The 15,268-nt window shown below is 68.4% G+C and carries 14 protein-coding genes; 8 read left to right on the top strand and 6 right to left on the bottom strand.

Annotated features, from left to right (window positions below; translation table 11 throughout):
- Positions 1–211: 211 nt before the first annotated feature.
- Positions 212–763, bottom strand: coding sequence for a GNAT family N-acetyltransferase (locus ACH4UM_RS40475; protein ID WP_398191270.1), 552 nt, complete (start codon positions 761–763; stop codon positions 212–214).
- Positions 764–954: 191 nt separating this feature from the next.
- On the opposite strand from ACH4UM_RS40475, the gene ACH4UM_RS40470 reads away from it, so the two are divergent.
- The 3 genes from ACH4UM_RS40470 (at position 955) to ACH4UM_RS40460 (ending at position 4,148) form a co-directional block, all read left to right on the top strand.
- A complete protein-coding gene (locus ACH4UM_RS40470; RefSeq protein ID WP_398191267.1) occupies positions 955–1,863 on the top strand; it encodes a hypothetical protein in 909 nt (302 codons plus the stop codon).
- Positions 1,864–1,979: 116 nt separating this feature from the next.
- Entirely contained in the window at positions 1,980–2,972 is a 993-nt protein-coding gene (gene dapF, locus ACH4UM_RS40465; RefSeq protein ID WP_398191264.1) for a diaminopimelate epimerase, read from the top strand.
- 72 nt (positions 2,973–3,044) lie between these two features.
- Positions 3,045–4,148: a fatty acid desaturase gene (locus ACH4UM_RS40460; protein WP_398191261.1), complete on the top strand. Its 1,104-nt coding sequence runs from the start codon at positions 3,045–3,047 to the stop codon at positions 4,146–4,148.
- A 77-nt stretch (positions 4,149–4,225) separates the two neighbouring features.
- On the opposite strand, the gene ACH4UM_RS40455 is transcribed toward ACH4UM_RS40460, so the two are convergent.
- The 3 genes from ACH4UM_RS40455 to ACH4UM_RS40445 form a co-directional block, all read right to left on the bottom strand.
- The gene (locus ACH4UM_RS40455) at positions 4,226–4,990 is read right to left on the bottom strand and encodes a GntR family transcriptional regulator (RefSeq protein ID WP_398191258.1); all 765 of its coding nucleotides are present in this window, start codon (positions 4,988–4,990) and stop codon (positions 4,226–4,228) included.
- Positions 4,991–5,418: 428 nt separating this feature from the next.
- Positions 5,419–6,330 carry a hypothetical protein gene (locus ACH4UM_RS40450; RefSeq protein WP_398191255.1) on the bottom strand — a complete coding sequence of 304 codons (912 nt, stop codon included), beginning with the start codon at positions 6,328–6,330 and terminating at the stop codon, positions 5,419–5,421.
- A gap of 99 nt (positions 6,331–6,429) precedes the next feature.
- On the bottom strand, positions 6,430–7,200 hold the full coding sequence (locus ACH4UM_RS40445; protein WP_398191252.1) for a GntR family transcriptional regulator: 771 nt from the start codon (positions 7,198–7,200) through the stop codon (positions 6,430–6,432).
- 125 nt (positions 7,201–7,325) lie between these two features.
- Here ACH4UM_RS40445 and ACH4UM_RS40440 point away from each other — a divergent pair, with 125 nt between their 5' ends.
- The 4 genes from ACH4UM_RS40440 (at position 7,326) to ACH4UM_RS40425 (ending at position 10,821) form a co-directional block, all read left to right on the top strand.
- The gene (locus tag ACH4UM_RS40440; RefSeq protein ID WP_398191249.1) at positions 7,326–7,598 is read left to right on the top strand and encodes a hypothetical protein; all 273 of its coding nucleotides are present in this window, start codon (positions 7,326–7,328) and stop codon (positions 7,596–7,598) included.
- Positions 7,595–8,485 carry a diaminopimelate epimerase gene (gene dapF / locus ACH4UM_RS40435; RefSeq protein WP_398191246.1) on the top strand — a complete coding sequence of 297 codons (891 nt, stop codon included), beginning with the start codon at positions 7,595–7,597 and terminating at the stop codon, positions 8,483–8,485. Before ACH4UM_RS40440 ends, dapF (ACH4UM_RS40435) begins: the two co-directional genes overlap by 4 nt.
- 147 nt (positions 8,486–8,632) lie before the next feature.
- Positions 8,633–9,271: a hypothetical protein gene (locus tag ACH4UM_RS40430; RefSeq protein WP_398191244.1), complete on the top strand. Its 639-nt coding sequence runs from the start codon at positions 8,633–8,635 to the stop codon at positions 9,269–9,271.
- A complete protein-coding gene (locus tag ACH4UM_RS40425) occupies positions 9,268–10,821 on the top strand; it encodes a helix-turn-helix domain-containing protein (RefSeq protein ID WP_398191242.1) in 1,554 nt (517 codons plus the stop codon). Before ACH4UM_RS40430 ends, ACH4UM_RS40425 begins: the two co-directional genes overlap by 4 nt.
- 262 nt (positions 10,822–11,083) lie before the next feature.
- Here ACH4UM_RS40425 and ACH4UM_RS40420 read toward each other — a convergent pair.
- A protein-coding gene (locus ACH4UM_RS40420; protein WP_398191239.1) for an IS5 family transposase occupies positions 11,084–11,958 on the bottom strand; the annotation gives its coding sequence in 2 pieces (ribosomal slippage) (positions 11,084–11,566 and positions 11,569–11,958; 873 coding nt in all).
- A gap of 277 nt (positions 11,959–12,235) precedes the next feature.
- Positions 12,236–13,534 carry an MFS transporter gene (locus ACH4UM_RS40415; RefSeq protein WP_398191237.1) on the bottom strand — a complete coding sequence of 433 codons (1,299 nt, stop codon included), beginning with the start codon at positions 13,532–13,534 and terminating at the stop codon, positions 12,236–12,238.
- Positions 13,535–14,018: 484 nt separating this feature from the next.
- On the opposite strand from ACH4UM_RS40415, the gene ACH4UM_RS40410 reads away from it, so the two are divergent.
- Positions 14,019–15,251 (top strand): ATP-grasp domain-containing protein, encoded by a 1,233-nt coding sequence (locus ACH4UM_RS40410; protein ID WP_398191234.1) that lies wholly within the window; start codon positions 14,019–14,021, stop codon positions 15,249–15,251.
- The last annotated feature ends 17 nt before the right edge of the window (positions 15,252–15,268 follow it).

The raw sequence follows: 15,268 nt of genomic DNA, 5'->3' as shown, positions 1-15,268 counted from the left end.
GAGTCGCTGACCTGCGGTGATCAAACTCCGATGACACAAACTCGCGTCCGTCAAAGTCCGATGGCAAACGGTCAAGATCCAGTGGCACGGGACATATGGAGCTGCTGACGGCACTGGTGGGCAGGAACCCGTACTGAAGCTGATCATCCCGGCGGTGGTTGCCATCGCCACACATAGCGTCACTGCGGCCCGATTCCTGAGAGCCGGGCGTTCAGCGGCACCCGGCCCTTCGTGCCTTCCACCGGCTGGCCAATAGGCCGAAGAGAAGGGTGTCGGTCCATTCGCCGGTGTTGATGTTCCGGGTGAATTCGGGGCGTCGGCCCTCGAGTTGGAAGCCTGCGCGTTCCATGAGGCGGGCCGAGGGGGTGTTGCGGGCGTCGCATTCGGCGGAGACGCGGTGGAGCCCCTTGTCGAACAGGTGCTCCAGGATGGCTTGCATGACCTCAAGGGCGTATCCGCTGCCGTGGAGGGCCGGCCTGAGGGTGCCGCCCAGCTCGGCCTGCATGCGGTTGTCGTGAAGGAGTACGCCGAGGTCACCTGCGAGGCTGTGATCGGCCTTGAGCTCGATGGCGTACTGGAACCATCCGGGCAGCTCGGGGTCCTGCTCGCTGTACTTACGAACCTGTTCCGTAGCGGCCTCGGGGGTGAGCGGGGAGGGCCACGCCTGGTACCGGGCGATGTCCGGGTTGTTGCGATAGGCCGCGAGCGAAGCCGCGTCGGCGAGCTGGAATCGGCGCAGGATCAAGCTCTCAGTCTCGATCATGAGTGCAGCTTGGCACGGCACGATGACGAGCTTGCGGGAGTTCCCCGAACTCGAATGATCCTGCAGTCTGCGGACGTCCAGACCGACCGGCGAACCAGGAGGTTGGCTGCGGTGCATCTTGCCCGTGTCGGCAGCACTCGGGAATCATGATCTAGCCGCGAACTTAAAGGCAGTCAAGGGGGATTGAGGGAATGCCGACACCACCGCGCCGGGATCTGGGCACCCGGGTCGCCGAAATGCTCTCGTCGCAGGCCCTCAACGCCCTGATCGGCATCATCGGCCTCGCTACGCCCGCTGTGGCGTGGGCGATGCAGCAGAAGAACCTGACGAACATCCTGCTGATCGTCGAGACGATCCTGCTGCTCCTCATGATCGCGAACTACATGTGGTTGCGTCGCATCTACATCCAGCTGCGGCGCGCCAACGACCGAGACATGGCCGATGCGAAGTACTTCGCGCTGATCCGGGCGCAGCTCGAGCAGGAGCTGATCGCCGACTTCGGCGAGATCGCCGACGGACATCTTCAGGTCTATGCCTCCGAGGTGCCGCGGCTGTCGGTCATGCTGTTCCGCATCTTGATCGAGTCCGGCTCCGAGCCCAAGCGGGTCCTGGCCGCTGATCTGACCACGAATCCCAGCCTGCTCACCGCGCGCCGCGAGTACCTGGCTGTGAACCGGCATCTGATCGAGGCCGGCGGCAGTATCCAGCGTCTGTTCATCTGCTGGGCCGACGACCTGGCCAAGGAGAGCTTCGCCCGCTCGCTGCTGGAGCTCATCGACCACCACCGGTCCCTGGGCGTTCAGTGCGCCCTGGCTGTGCGCGACCGCCTGCGGGCCGATCAGGCCATCGACTTCGTCGTCATCTCCAATGCTGCTGTCCTGGTGGAGGAGGAGCAGGGGGATGCCGAATACATCCGCGGCCGCTCGTCGGTGTACTTCAAGTCGGTGGAGCGGTGGGCGGGCCGGTTCGAGTCGACCTGGGGTCACGGCTCGACCTCCGCACCGTTTGCGCTGAGCGCTTTCGAGTCCCGCGTCCGGCCGATGCTGGCGGGTGCGGGCTGGGACGAGGACGCTGTCCGGGCCACGATCGCCCAGCTGTGAGCGCCAGCCCGACCGCGCCTGGCCTGTGACGCGGGTGGGCTGTGACCGGCGCCTAGACTGGCCTGGTCAGGCTGGTCCCTGTTGGGAGGGCCGGTAGCGAACGACGGACGGACACGATGGCGCTCTCGATCACCAAGACTCATGGCTCCCAGAACGACATCCTCGTCATCGACGGCGCCCCCACCGACCACTTCGCCCAGCCTGACATCGCCCGCGCCGTCGGGCTGATGTGCGACCGCCGGCGCGGATTCGGTAGCGACGGCGTGTACTTCGTTGCGGACCACGGCGACGGAACGGCGCAGGCCTGGTTCTACAACCCCGACGGCTCCGCAGCGCTGCTGTGCGGCAACGGCATGCGCGGCGCCGGCCGCCTCCTGCTCGACCGCCACCAGGCCGAGAGCGTGGTGCTCCACACCGGTCCGTACGCCTTCACGGTCCGCGCCGCCGACACCACCTCGCACGGCGTGCGCCAGGTCGCCGTCGACCTGCCCGCCGTCGACTTCACCCCCGCCGAGCCGATCGTGGCCCAGGCCGAGGGTTCCTTCGTCGACCAGCTGCTGCCGGCCTTCCACCCCTCCCGCCGCGTCACAGCGCTCGCGGTGCCCAACTCGCACCTGGTCTCCGTTGTCGACACCTACGACGAGGCCGATCTGGTTGTTACCGGCACGCGGGTGGCCACCACGGCGGACGTCTTCCCGATCGGCGCGAACGTCTCCTTCGCCCTGCCGCTCGCGCCCGCAGAGGTGTTCATCCGCACCTTTGAGCGGGGCGCGGGCCTGACCCTGTCGTGCGGCTCGGGCGTGGCCGCCTCCCGCGCGGTGCTCTCCCGCCTGGGCCAGGTGGCCCCGGAACAGCCCGTGGTGATCCGCAACCCGGGCGGGATCGCCCGCAGCTGGCTGCAGCCGGAGGGGGACGTCTGGCGGCCGGTCCTGGAGGGCAACGCCACGAAGGTCTACTCCGCGCAGGTCGATCCCCAGGTGCTGCTTGGCGACGGCCCGGTTGAGTATGCCGGTGAGGCCTATCTCGACGAAGTTAATGCATTCGCCGCTCTGAACAGCGAGAATCGCAAGGTACTACAGGAAGCCGGGATTAGCCTGACCGACGTCTAGCCCCAGCGGCCCCCGCAAGCGGGCTTGTGCCGCGGGCGCGCCGGATCTGGCCGGCCCCCGGCACAAGGACCCGTGAAAGGGACGGTCTTGGTCACGTACCTGGGGATCATCGTCGCCGGTATCGCGGTGCGGCAGTTGGACCGCTGGTGGTTCAGCCCGCGCCGCGGCCGCCACCAGTTAGCCTCACTGCGCGACGTCATGGCGTTGCAACGCGCCCGCGCGAACAACATCACTCCCGTACTGCTGCTGGCCGGCCACTGGCTCGAGCTGCTCGGCTGGTGCCTGATCGCAGCGCACGGCGGCCTCGCTGAGTGGATGGCCAGTGCCCTCGCCGGTGCGGTGAAGTTCCGCCACCTGCAGGAGGTCAGTCACTTCGCCGTGCATGGCGTCCTGACCCGGAGCCCGCGCGCAGCCACTCTGCTTGCCGAAGCCGCCGTCCACATCCCGCTCGGCTTTGTACCGGTCCCGGTCCGCCGCCGGCGCCACGTGCGCGAGCATCACCCCAACGCCACCGTGATCGGAGCCGACCCCAACCTGCGGGAGCTTCATGATGCGGGCCTGCATGCCGGGGTCACCCCGACCCGCTTCGCGCTGGCCCTGGTCTACCCGCTCACCCCGGCCGGCTTGGCCGCAACACTGCGGGGTATCGCCAACAACCTGCGCACCAGCACTGCGCGCTGGTGGCGCCTGGCCGGCTTCGCAGCCGCGCCTGTCGCCATCACGGCAGCCTTCGGCTGGCAGGCGACGCTGTGCCTGTTCGTCCTGCCCCGCCTGCTGCTGTATCCGCAGCTGGCCTGGATGTCCCTGCTCGTCGAGCACCGCTGGTGGGACGCTGACCCCATCGAGGGGCCGCCTGCCGTGGTCGAAGCCGCACGATGTCTGCGCCTGTACCCGAACAACCCGGTGCTCGCCCTGCTCGCCCGGGGAACCTGGTTGCCGTACGGCGACCTCTACCACTACGCCCACTCCGCCCACCCTGCGGTGCGCTGGAACTACCTGCCCGCCGTGGAGAGGGGCATTGTCGGCACTCCCGCCTACACCCCGGACGCCCTGTTCCTCGGCGGCGACAGCGCGGTCGCGCGTCGGCACTTCAGCGCCTTGACAGGGAAGGTCGTCTCTCGGCCCGGCCTGCAGAGGGGGCCGCTGGGGCAGCAGGAGCGCCAGCGGGTGGCCTGAGCATCTCCCCGGCGTCGCAGGCCTGTGCCGTCTGCCATGACATGCCCTCCACAGCCAGGCTGTGGAGGGCATGCTTCCTATCGAGGCTTCTGAACGCCGATCTCGTAGGCGACTTCCCACCGCATGTCAGGCACCACGATGTCGGCCGTCTCGACGGCGCGGCCGTCGGTGTCGTAGTAGGTGCGTTCGATGATGAGGACCAGGTCGCCGAGGCTGATGCCGAGGATGTTGGCTTGGGCCTGGGTCGCGCGGGCGGGGCGGGGAACTTCGATTGCGGAGTCGACTGTGATCCCGATGGAGAGCATCCGCTCGACGACGCCCTTCCCAGCCATGGGTCCCATTTCGGGCAGCACGATCGCGGTCTCGCCGGTGATCGCCATCGGCTCCCAGCTGACCGTGACCTGCACTGGCTGCCCGTCGGCCAGGTACTCGTAATGGGTCCGCACACACAGACTGCCCGGAGCGATGCCCAATCGGTGGGCAATGTGGTCCGGTGCGGGTGTACGGGCCTGCGAATGGGACTCCCATGTACCCACCGAGCCGCACACCGCCGGGTCCGCCCCGGACGAGGGACCACCGGGCTGTTCGTGCTGGCGGATGCGGACCATCCGGCGGCGCTCGCGCGGCATGCGTACATAGGTACCGGAGCCTGCACGGCCCTCTAGCACGCCTTCGGTGATCAACCGCTCCTGGGCCTTTTGCAGCACGTTGGTGCCAACGCCGTAGGCGATGGCCAGCTTGGCACGGCTGGGCAGCTTCTCGCCGACTTCCCATTCTCCGGCGGCTATGCGGCGGCGCAGGTCATCGGCGACACGCAGGTACGGGGGCGGCTCAAGGCCCATGCGGACTCCGTACGGCTCTGCCACGGCGGGACAGGGTGATCCCAATTGACAAGCTCATGCGCCAGAAGGCGGCTGCTGCAGTACCACTTTACGTGACTGACCTGTTGGAAGATCTGTGAGCTGGGGGTTGAGGAGCATCGCATGAGGGCCGTCCTGACGTACATCCGCCGCACCGTTCCTCCGATGCTGCTCACCGCCCTGCGGGCGGCGGGCCGTACTTTCGGTTCGCGATCCGCCTCGGACACGGGCGGCAAGTACCCGGCCGCGGCGACTAGATCGCCGGGTAGCGCGGCCCTGGCCGGTGGGCCTGCGTCGGAGATCACGGTGGGTGCGGGGTCGCGGCGAATCCCACCGATCATCGCGGCAAAGCGTCAAGGCCCGGCACAGGGCCGAACCTTGACACAACGGGAAGGGCGGGAGGTCCGCTGTTACAGGGAGTTGACGGCCTGCCGGATGCGGGTTTCGTCCCAGGCGGAGTCGAGCAACGGGCGGGCGGCGTTCTCGTAGGTGCGCAGTGCCGCGGTGGCGGAGTCGGCGCCGTTGCCCCGGCCCCAGGCGGATTCGAATCGTTCGATCCAGCGGTCGATGCCCTTGAAATGGACGGTGCTGCGGCCCTTGGTGTAGTCGGCGTCGCCTTGTTCGTCTTCGACGAGGGCGGCGGCCGCGGAGATGATGACGACGTCCACGGCCTGGTCGGCGCGCAGCCGGTCCCGTACGGCCAGTCCGCACGTGACGCCCAGGTCGCGGTGGTGGTTGATGAGGTCCAGCAGGCTGCGGGCGTAGTCCTCGCGGGTCAGGTCGCGTTCGTAGGCGATGAACAGCCTGCTGATGGTGCCGCCGGCCTGAAGCAGCTGGCGGTTGGCGGCGAGGTACTCGCGGCGGCGGGTCAGCAGGTCGGGGTCGGTGGTCAGGTCGCTGGCGAGGATTCGCTGGGGCTGCGACTGGGACTCCACCAGTGTCTGGATCAGCATGACCGACAGGCGGGGTACCTCGGTGGCGTAGACCTGGAGGTGACCGTCAGCGATGGCACCGTAGTCGGAGACCAGCTCGTTCTCCAGCTTCGCCCGGACCAGGTCGTAGTAGTGCGCGTCATCCATGTCCCGCAGGTTATTGGCACGCCTCAGCTGAATGAAGCGTTTGCGCAGCCAGATGTGCGAGCCGACCAGTGCCATCACGACCACCGTCTCGACGATCAGGAGGGCGTTCTTTGTGGTTCCGCGCGCGGCGAGCCACGCGGTGATCGGGGTGACGATTCCGATGACCCCGATCAAGTTCGTGAGCGCGGGTGACGCTAAGGCGTCGACGGCCCGCCCTGCGGAGTCGCTGCGCGGTGCGGCCATGAGCCCCGTTCCCTCCCTAACTTCAGCCCCTACGGGCCGTGCTGTGTGTTGACGACCAAGCCGCCGCCCCTGGGCGGGTGCGGGCTCCCCGGGCCAGTGTCAGGTGCGGGGCACCGTGGCAAGGGGGAGGTCGTATGTGATGTCCCACCGCTCCGCCGGCACCAGGATGTCTGCCGTCTCCACGGGCCGGCCGCCGGTGTCGTAGTGCGTGCGCTCGATCCGCACCGCCTGTGCGCCAGGGGTGGTGCCGAGCAGCTGTGCCGTCTCGCGGTCGAGCTGGACGGGGCGGGGCACCTCGGTGACGCGCGCGACGGTGATGCCGATCTGGGCCATTCGTTCGACCACTCCGCGGCCGGCCAGGGGACCGCCCTCGGGCAGGACCACCGGGGTGCCCTTGGTCAGGGCGTAGGGCTCCCAGCTGGTGGCCGTCAGCACGCAGCGGACGTCGGCGAGCACCTCGTATTCGGTGCGAACGCACAGCCCGCCCTCCGCGATGCCCAGGCGAGCGGCGATCGGTGCAGGGGCCGGGACCTTGGCGGTGCTCTCCGCTTCCACGCTCGTGGGGGAGCCGGCCGGGGTGAGTCCGAGGCGGCCAGGTGCGGCGATGGGGGTCCAGGTGCGCGGCAGGATGTGGCGTTCGTGCGGGGCGCGGACGAACGTGCCGCGGCCGCGGCCGCGGAAGCTCTCCAGCAGGCCCTCGGCGAGGAGGGTCTCCAGGGCCTGGCGGACGGTGTTTTCTCCTACGCCGTATTCGGCGGCCAGCGCGGGTCGGTTGGGGAGTTTGTGGCCGGGCGGCCAGGTGCCGTCGGCGATGCGGTCTCGGATGGCCTGGGCGACGCGCAGGTACCCCGCCTCCTGACGGTCAGCCATGCATCTCCCTGATGTCCCCTTGCTCACAGCCTGGTTGAAACGGATTGACAATTTAGTCCACCAATAAAAAAATGGGGGACCAATAAGAGCGCGCAGTAATCGCCACTAGATCGAATGTGGGTGCAGTGGGCTACGACCGCCACCAGAGAGCCGCCATCCGTACCGCGGCCGCGACGGTCGCCCAGCAACTCGCCGAGCTGACCGGCACCCCGCCCCGCGTCGCCGCCGAGCTGGACGCCGTCCGTATCGAGGCCGACGTCACCGACGCGGCTCTACAGCGGTGGACCCGTCTCCTGGCCGTCCTCGAGCTCGGCACCGAGTACGGCGTCAGCAGCACCCCCGACGGACAGATCGCCTGGCTGCGCATCGAATTACGACGACAAGGCCCCCGCCCATGAACACCGATACCCAGACCGTCAGCGTGCCCTTCGCCAAGGGGCATGGCTGTGCGAACTCCTTCATCGTTCTGCCCGACCCCCACGGTCGCTTCCGCCTCACCACGGCGACCATCTGCAGCCTGGCCGACCCCCACACCGGAGTCGGAGCCGACGGCATCCTGCGCGCCGTGCGCTGCGCCGCCGAGCCCGAGGCGGCCGCGATGGCTGACCGTGCCGAGTGGTTCATGGACTACCGCAACGCCGACGGAACTCCCGGTTCGATGTGCGGCAACGGCATCCGTGTCCTGGCCCGCTACCTCGTGGACACCGGCCGGTGCACGCCGGGCTCCTTCGCCATCGCCACCCGCGCCGGCATCCGTCACGTCGAAGTTCCCGACCAAAGCCACGGTCTGCAGGGCCCGGTCACCGTGGCCATGGGCATCCCTGTCTTCCCCGGCCCCGACCACATCACCGTCACCACTAGCGGCGGGAAGAGCTGGCCCGCCACCCATGTCGACGTGGGCAACCCCCACGCCGTCGTTTTCGTCGACGACCTCGCAGATGCCGGAGACCTGAGCATCCCGCCCGCCGTTGAACCGGTCGGCGCCTATCCCTTCGGGGTCACCATCGGGGTCGCCGTCGTTCTCGGTGCGGACCGCCTCGCGCTGCGCGTCCACGAGCGTGGCGTGGGCGAGACCCGCTCCTGTGGCACCGGCGCCTGCGCCGCCGTCGCCGCCCACCGGCGCCACACCGGCCAGGCCGAAGCCGCCGACTACCGCGTCGACCTTCCTGGCGGAAGCCTGCACGTATCTGTCACAGCCGACGGCGCCATGGTCCTGACCGGCCCTGCCGTCATCACCGCACTGGGCGCTATCCGGCTTCCCGGCACAGGGCAGATTGCCTGCTGACACGGAGCACCGGCGGTACGGCACCCGCATCACGGCAGCCGCACCGCCGATTCGTGCGTTGACGCAACGCACTACGCCTTGATTCAGTACACTTGTTGCTGTGCTGCCATAGGGGCGGCAGTACCACGTGCCGAGTGAGGTTGACCGTTGCTGCCGTCCATCGAACTGGTGGAATCCGAACCCTCCACCGACGAGGTGCTCACCCGCAGCCAAGCGGCGAACGCCTTGGGCCTGTCTCCCAACACCGTCAGCAAGCTGCTCGACAGCCGGTTCCTTCGGGACCTGCAGGCGACGCGTGTGCTCACGCTGGCCCGCGCCCCGCACGTGAGCGTCGTGCAAGGCGTACTCCCGGTACTGCGTACTGCTGCGGCCGCGCCTCCCTCCGACGAGGACGACGACCGCGACTTCATCGGCGACTCGCCCGACCTGACCGATGAGCAGTTCCTCCGGGCCTCCCGCCAGTGGTGGAGGTGTGAACCGGAGACGATCGTGGCCGTCGGGGTGCTGCCCGTGGCCGTGGCCGGCTGGGTGACCGGCGTCCTCGCCATCCACGGCCATGACGGAACCCAGCACCGGGGGCGGGGCGAGGTGAGGCACTCCTTCACCGCCACCGTCGCCGGCCGGGTCGGAGCCCTCGACGCCCCTGAGACCTTCCGGGTCCTGGCCACGGACCGGGCCGTGGCGGACCTGACCGGCCGGCTGCTCGGCGCGCGGGTGCATACCGCCGTGTCGGGCGGCCCGATCGCCTACCTGAAAGCCCAGCCCGATGTCCGGGAGAACGCGTGAGCGACTTCGAGTCCATCGACGCCCTGGTGGCCGGCGCCCGTCAGGAGGTCCCGCTTCCTTCAGCGGAGGAGAGGCGCAGCCTGCGGGAGAAGCTGAACCTGTCCCGCTCACAGGTGGCGCAGGTCCTTGGTGTGAGCCCGTCCACGGTCGGCGGCTGGGAGTCCGGCCGGGCCCCGAACGGCGAACTCAGGGAGAAATACGCGTACTTCCTCGACAGGGCGCGCGCCAGACTGCAGGCCCAGGAAGCAGCGGCCGCGGCTGAGGATTCCGACACCGAGGACGACGCTGAGAATGAAACCGGGGGCCCAGTAGAGGACGCCGGTACCGACGAAGTAGAGGCTCTTCCACAGCCGCAGCCCTGTGTGTTGTGCGGGAATCCCGCCAGCCACCAGGTCGCCGGCTTCCCTCAGCACCTCGACCCCGCCGACTGCTCAGCCACTGCGACCTCTTCCGCCCCCGCCGCTGCCGCACCGGAACCCGCGGCCAAACGGGTTGCTGAGGACCAGCAGCGTACGCCCCGGCGGCCGCGTCCCGCCGGTCGCGCCGGAAGTGGCCAGAACGTCGGAATCGTGCCGGTCGGGCGTCGGGCACAGCCTGCCGACGTCACGCCCGACCTGATCGGCCAAGCCGTGACACAAGCCCTGGCCGAGCAGGCCGGTGACGTCGAGAAAGCAACGGAAGCGCTGATCAAGCGAGCGATTCCGGATGCGATGGCGCTGCTGGATTCCACCCGTGTCGGCGGACGGTACGACATCGTCGCTCACCCGTGGCTGCCCGACATCCTGCGCAAGCAAAGTGCCCGCGGCGCCGACCAGATCTGGGAGGCCCGCCCCAAATGGACGAGGCCCGAACTGCCGCCGGGTAAGCACGAGGTGACCGCTCTCGATATCAACGGCGCGTACCTGAGCGCGCTCAAGACGTGGCTGCCGCTCGGCCAGCTTGAGCACTCCACCGGCAACCACCACGACCGCCGCCGCGCCGGCCTCCACCTGATCACCCCGCCGGTGTGGGAGCACGAGATGGTGCTGCCCAACCCGATCGGCAACCGTGACGAACCCGGCCCGCTGTGGGTGACCGAGCCGACGCTGCGCCTGCTGCTGCGGCTGTCCGGCCCGAAGTACGGCCTGTGCGAACCGCCGGAGATCCACGAATCCTGGACCTCCGGAGCCACGGAAGGCTTGCTGGAGAAGTTCCGCGTGGAGATGAAGGACGCCCGGGACAAGGCGATCGCCGAGAACGACGAGGTGACGCTCGCGTACGTGAAGGCGATGTACTCCAAGTTCGTCTCTACCTTGGGCGAGTCCAACTTCAACCGTGAGATCTACCGCACGGACTGGATGCACATCATCCGCAGCCAAGCCTTCGTGAACCTGTGGCTCAAGGCGCACCGGGCGTACGACCAGGGCCTGATGGTCGTACGCGCGATGGGAACCGACGAACTGCACGTCATCGGCGACTGGCGGGCGGTGTTTCCCGAGGGTCGCGGCGTCACCGAGGTGAAGGTCAAGGACCTGTACACAGTGGGAACGGACCCCGAAACTGACGACTGAGAAACTGACTCCAAACTCCGTGAAACAGCGAGTGTAAAACGGAGCGGCACCGAGACAGTGCGCGGCTCAATTACCTTTAACCATGCCGGGCTTCAGGAATTGTGAAGCTGCACTTCCGCACCTCAGAATCCAGTATTCTTGACTCGACCAGACGCGCAGCTTCAGGTTCTGTCAACTACGCGCAAGCAGAGGAGGCGAAGGTGCCGGAGAGGAACATCGAGTTCGGCAAACACGGTGCTAGGGTCTGTTGCGAAAGTGCTGGTCACAGCCACTCGTTGATGGCTGCGACCAGCACGGTCGCCTCGTAACGGACGGCGAGTTTCTCGTATCGGGTCGCCACGGCCCGGTGGCGCTTGAGCCGGTTGATCCCGCACTCCACCGCGTGGCGTTCCTTGTAGTCGATCTTGTCGAACTTTGGCGCCCGGCCGCCGCGGGAGCCGAGCTTCTTGCGGTTGCGGACCTGGTCGGCCTTCTCCGGGATGGTGCAGCTGATGCCGCGTCTGCGCAGGTAGGCGCGGTTCGCGCGGGAGCCGTACGCCTTGTCGGCGCGGACCTTGTCCGGCCGGGTCCGCGGCCGGCCCCGACCGATGCGGGGCACCCGGATGCTCTCCAAGACCGGCTGGAACTGCGGGCTGTCGTGCCGCTGACCAGCGGTGACGAGCAGCGACAGTGGCTTTTGCCCCTGCTCGACCGCCAGGTGCAGCTTGGTGGTCAGCCCGCCGCGCGAGCGTCCGAGGCCGTGGTCGTCGGGCTCGGTGTCGACGCCGCCGGGAGGCTCCTTCTGCAGTGCCCCTTTTTACGCGCCCCGGCAGCATGCTGGTGGGCCCGGGCGATCGTGGAATCCACGCTGACGTCCCACGTGATCAGGCCCTTCGCGTCGGCCTCGGCCTGCAACTGCTCGAAGATCCGCTTCCAGGTGCCATCGCGCTGCCAGCGCCGGAACAGGTCGTAAGCCCGGTCCCATGGTCCGTACCGTTCCGGCACGTCGCGCCACGGCGCACCGGTCCTGGTCCGCCACCGTATGCCGTCTATCAACTGCCGCCGGGTCCACACCGATGGACGGCCGGGCTTCTTGCCCAGCGGCAGCAACGGCTCAAGCCGGACCCACTGGTCGTTCGTCAGATCACCACGCCCCACGACAGATGATCATTCACGACCAAGATCGACTTTCGCAACACGCCCTAGTGTCCTGCGCCACACGGTACGCCAAGCGCACGTTGCCCGCAGTCGAGTAATCTTGGACTGGTTGAGCGGGTGGAATTCCACATGTCGGCGGAAGCCCCGACGGTGCTCACGGCGACGTCCTCCATGATGCTGCGCAGCCCGGGGAGTCCGGCCGTCTTGGTCCCGCTGAGCGACAACCGCATGTTCTTCTCCTCAATGCGACCGGGCGCGGGTGGTATCTCCCGACCGCTCACCGCGGTTCTCCGGTGGCCGTCAGGGCCGGCGACTGGTCGTCCGTCGCGCGGTCGTCGAGATCCGGCCAGCCGTACAGGTCGCCCTCGCCGGTCTGCCGGAGCTGACGGACGCGCGGGACGAGAAGCACGGTCGCCACACCGACCACGGCAAACGCGGTCGCGATCTCCAACGTCCGGGTCGCGCCGATCGCTTCGGACAGTGGACCGACGGCGGCGTATCCGAGTGGCGCCACCGTGAAGGAGATGAGCCAGTCGTACGACGACACGCGGGACAGCAACTCCTCGGGAATCAGCCGCTGGATCGCCGTCATCCACAGGCTGTTCGCGAAGGCCACCCCAGCCCCACTCACCAGCGCCGCCCCCGTGATCACGACGGTGTGAAACGGCCCGCTCAGGGCGCCGAGTTGCAGGACGGCCAGGAGGAGTCCGAGATGCGCGGCGACAAGGGGCCTACACGGACGGTAGCGCATGGCGGTGGCGGCGCCGAGGAGGGCGCCGACGGCCATGCTCGCGCTCACCAGGCCCCAGTTGGCGGCACCACCCGCCTGACGGGCGATGACGACCGGCCCCAGGACGTAGAAGGCGCTGGAACCGACGTTGCAGATGGCGTGGCCGCAGAGAGTCACCCAATACCAGGGCCGACGGGCGACCTCGCTCCACCCGGCCGCGACCTCCTTGAGGATGTGGGTGCCCCCGGTGCGGCGCGTCGACGGTAGGGGAAGGAACACCAGGGTTGTGGCGCTGACCAGGAAGGTCACCGCGTCGAGCAGGTACACCCACCCGGCGGAGGCCGTCGCCACCGCCACACCGGCCAGGGCCGGCCCCATCACCTGCGCTACGCCGCGTGACAGCTCCATCAGGCCGTTGGCCTGCTGCAGCTTCGCCCGGTCGACGGTTTGAGCCACGAGGCCGACGATGGCCGGTCGGGTGACCGCCGAGGCGGCGCCGTAACAGATCGCCGTGCCCAGCAGAAGGGTCACGCTGCGGTGGCCGGTCAGGAACAGGACACCGACGGTCGCCTGGACCGCGCAGAGGAACAGGTCGCTGCCGCCGAGAAGCAGGCGTCGCGGCAGCCGGTCGGCCAGCGCGCCGCCGATCACGAGCAGCACCGTGCGGGCGACCATGGTGGCGGCGATGACGAGCCCGATGTCGGCCGCGCTGCCGCCAGCCGACAGGACCGCGAACGCGAGCGTCACCGGCATCATCGCGTCGCCCCATGCCGACGTCGTACGACCGATCCACAAGAGACGGAAGCGCGACTCGGCCAGGGCGCCGAACTTGCCGGCGACCCTCATGTCGCCCACCGGAGCGTGGACGAGGCGTGAGCAGGAACTCTCATCGAAGCACCACCAATTCAAACTTCGCCTTGGATGTTCGTACGGAGATGTCAGTCGTCCACTCGGGCATCGCCATCGGACATGCGCCGACTTCGCCCCCGTACGTTCACGACTCGGGAGCAATCCATGCCGCCCAACTCTGGTCTGCGGCAGCGCCACTGTACACATCGCCGCAGTTTGCACGGCCTCCCGGTTTGGTTCCGCCGGCCACTACGCCGCCAGCCGGCTGACGTCAAGGTTTGTTGCGTACTTACGAATTGACGTACAGTCACTCCATTGTGTTCGTCCGCAGCGGCCACCCTGCCACCGGCATCTCGGGCGATCACCGGACGCAGCCGCGTGTTGCCGCCATCGAACTGGGCTCCACCGCGCTGCTCCGAGACGCGACTCACCGGACCGGCAGAACGCCGCGATCCTGATCTACTGCATCGGGGGATGTTCCATGCTGCTCTTCGTGGAGTCCATTTCGACTGGCGTCGGAATGTCCTACGCGAAATGGGCGGTCGACCACGGTTTCGACGCCGCGTACGTCACCGACCAACCGCTCGAAGTGGCGAAGGAACGCTTCTGCGGTGAGGTCGTCGAGGAGCTGGAACGTCGTGGGCGGGTCTACCGGGTCTCCTCCACCATGGCTGGCGATGTTCCGTCCGCCCTCGTCGACGAGATCTGCGCCGTGGGCGATCCCATGGGCGTCATCTGTCTGTTGGACCGGGCCGTGGAGTTCGCCGCAGTGCTGGCCGAGCGGGTCGGTGCTCCGTACCCCAGCCCGGACGCGGTCCGCACGATCCGCGACAAGCGCTCGGCGCGCCGGTTCTATACCGAGGTCGGTGTGCCGAACATCCGCTGGAGCGCCCCCGAGAGCCCGGAGGAGTTGGTCGCCTTCGTGGAGCAGCTGGGTGGTCCGGTGGTGCTCAAGAACAGCCGGGGCGCCGGCAGCCTGCACGTCACGCTAGCCCGCGACGCGGAAGATGCCGTCGCCGCCTTCACCGAGCTGAGCGACGGCGGCCCGTTCGTGGGTGGCGGTCTGCTGGCCGAGGAGTACGTCCGCGGTCCTCTCTACAGCCTGGAAACACTGATCGTGGACGGCCGTTGTCGCCACCTGGGGGTCACCGACCGCCAGATCGGCCCCAACCCTGCGTTCTGCGAGGTCTCCTACAGTTTCCCCGTCCACCTGCCGCCGTGGGTCGAGGCCGCCATGCGGAGCACCGTCGAGACGTGTGTGGCCGCCCTGGGGATCCCCCAGGGGATGCTCCACACCGAGTTCGCTGTGCTGGGCGACGACGTCGTGATCATCGAGGTCAACATTAGGCCCGCCGGTGCCGCGATCCCCCTGATGATGAATGACTGCCTGGAGAGCCCGGTCGCCGAGATCCTCGCAGCCGCGGCGCTCGGCACGGAGTTGCCGCCGCTGGAGCAGAACGGCAGGGCATCCACCACCATGACGGTCTACCCGCCGGTGGCGGGTAAGCTCCGCGCCCTCCACGGCGTCGAGGAGGTCGGCCGGGCCCCGTTCGTCGCGCAGGTCCTGCCCGGCGCGCGCATCGGCGAAGAGGTGTTCCCGCCGGTGGACTACCGGGGCGCGCTGTGCCAGATCCGGACCGTCGCCGACTCGCTGAACCTGTCCTTCAACGCGGCCGTCGCAGCCGCACGCGACGTATGGGCGGAGGTGGAGTGACCCCGGATCAGGTGGCG

The organism is Streptomyces sp. NPDC020801 (genome assembly GCF_044334385.1).
Taxonomy (GTDB): Bacteria; Actinomycetota; Actinomycetes; order Streptomycetales; family Streptomycetaceae; genus Streptomyces.
Note: the sequence above shows the minus strand (reverse complement) of the source record. Positions and strands in the feature narration are given on the sequence as shown.

What these genes read in the sequence shown, in the direction of transcription:
- ACH4UM_RS40475 (WP_398191270.1), bottom strand. Translation starts at nt 763, where the DNA reads ATGATCGAGACTGAGAGCTTGATCCTGCGCCGATTCCAGCTCGCCGAC.
- ACH4UM_RS40410 (WP_398191234.1), top strand. Translation starts at nt 14,019, where the DNA reads ATGCTGCTCTTCGTGGAGTCCATTTCGACTGGCGTCGGAATGTCCTAC.
- ACH4UM_RS40450 (WP_398191255.1), bottom strand. Translation starts at nt 6,330, where the DNA reads ATGGCCGCACCGCGCAGCGACTCCGCAGGGCGGGCCGTCGACGCCTTA.
- dapF (WP_398191246.1), top strand. Translation starts at nt 7,595, where the DNA reads ATGAACACCGATACCCAGACCGTCAGCGTGCCCTTCGCCAAGGGGCAT.
- dapF (WP_398191264.1), top strand. Translation starts at nt 1,980, where the DNA reads ATGGCGCTCTCGATCACCAAGACTCATGGCTCCCAGAACGACATCCTC.
- ACH4UM_RS40470 (WP_398191267.1), top strand. Translation starts at nt 955, where the DNA reads ATGCCGACACCACCGCGCCGGGATCTGGGCACCCGGGTCGCCGAAATG.
- ACH4UM_RS40445 (WP_398191252.1), bottom strand. Translation starts at nt 7,200, where the DNA reads ATGGCTGACCGTCAGGAGGCGGGGTACCTGCGCGTCGCCCAGGCCATC.
- ACH4UM_RS40415 (WP_398191237.1), bottom strand. Translation starts at nt 13,534, where the DNA reads ATGAGGGTCGCCGGCAAGTTCGGCGCCCTGGCCGAGTCGCGCTTCCGT.
- ACH4UM_RS40455 (WP_398191258.1), bottom strand. Translation starts at nt 4,990, where the DNA reads ATGGGCCTTGAGCCGCCCCCGTACCTGCGTGTCGCCGATGACCTGCGC.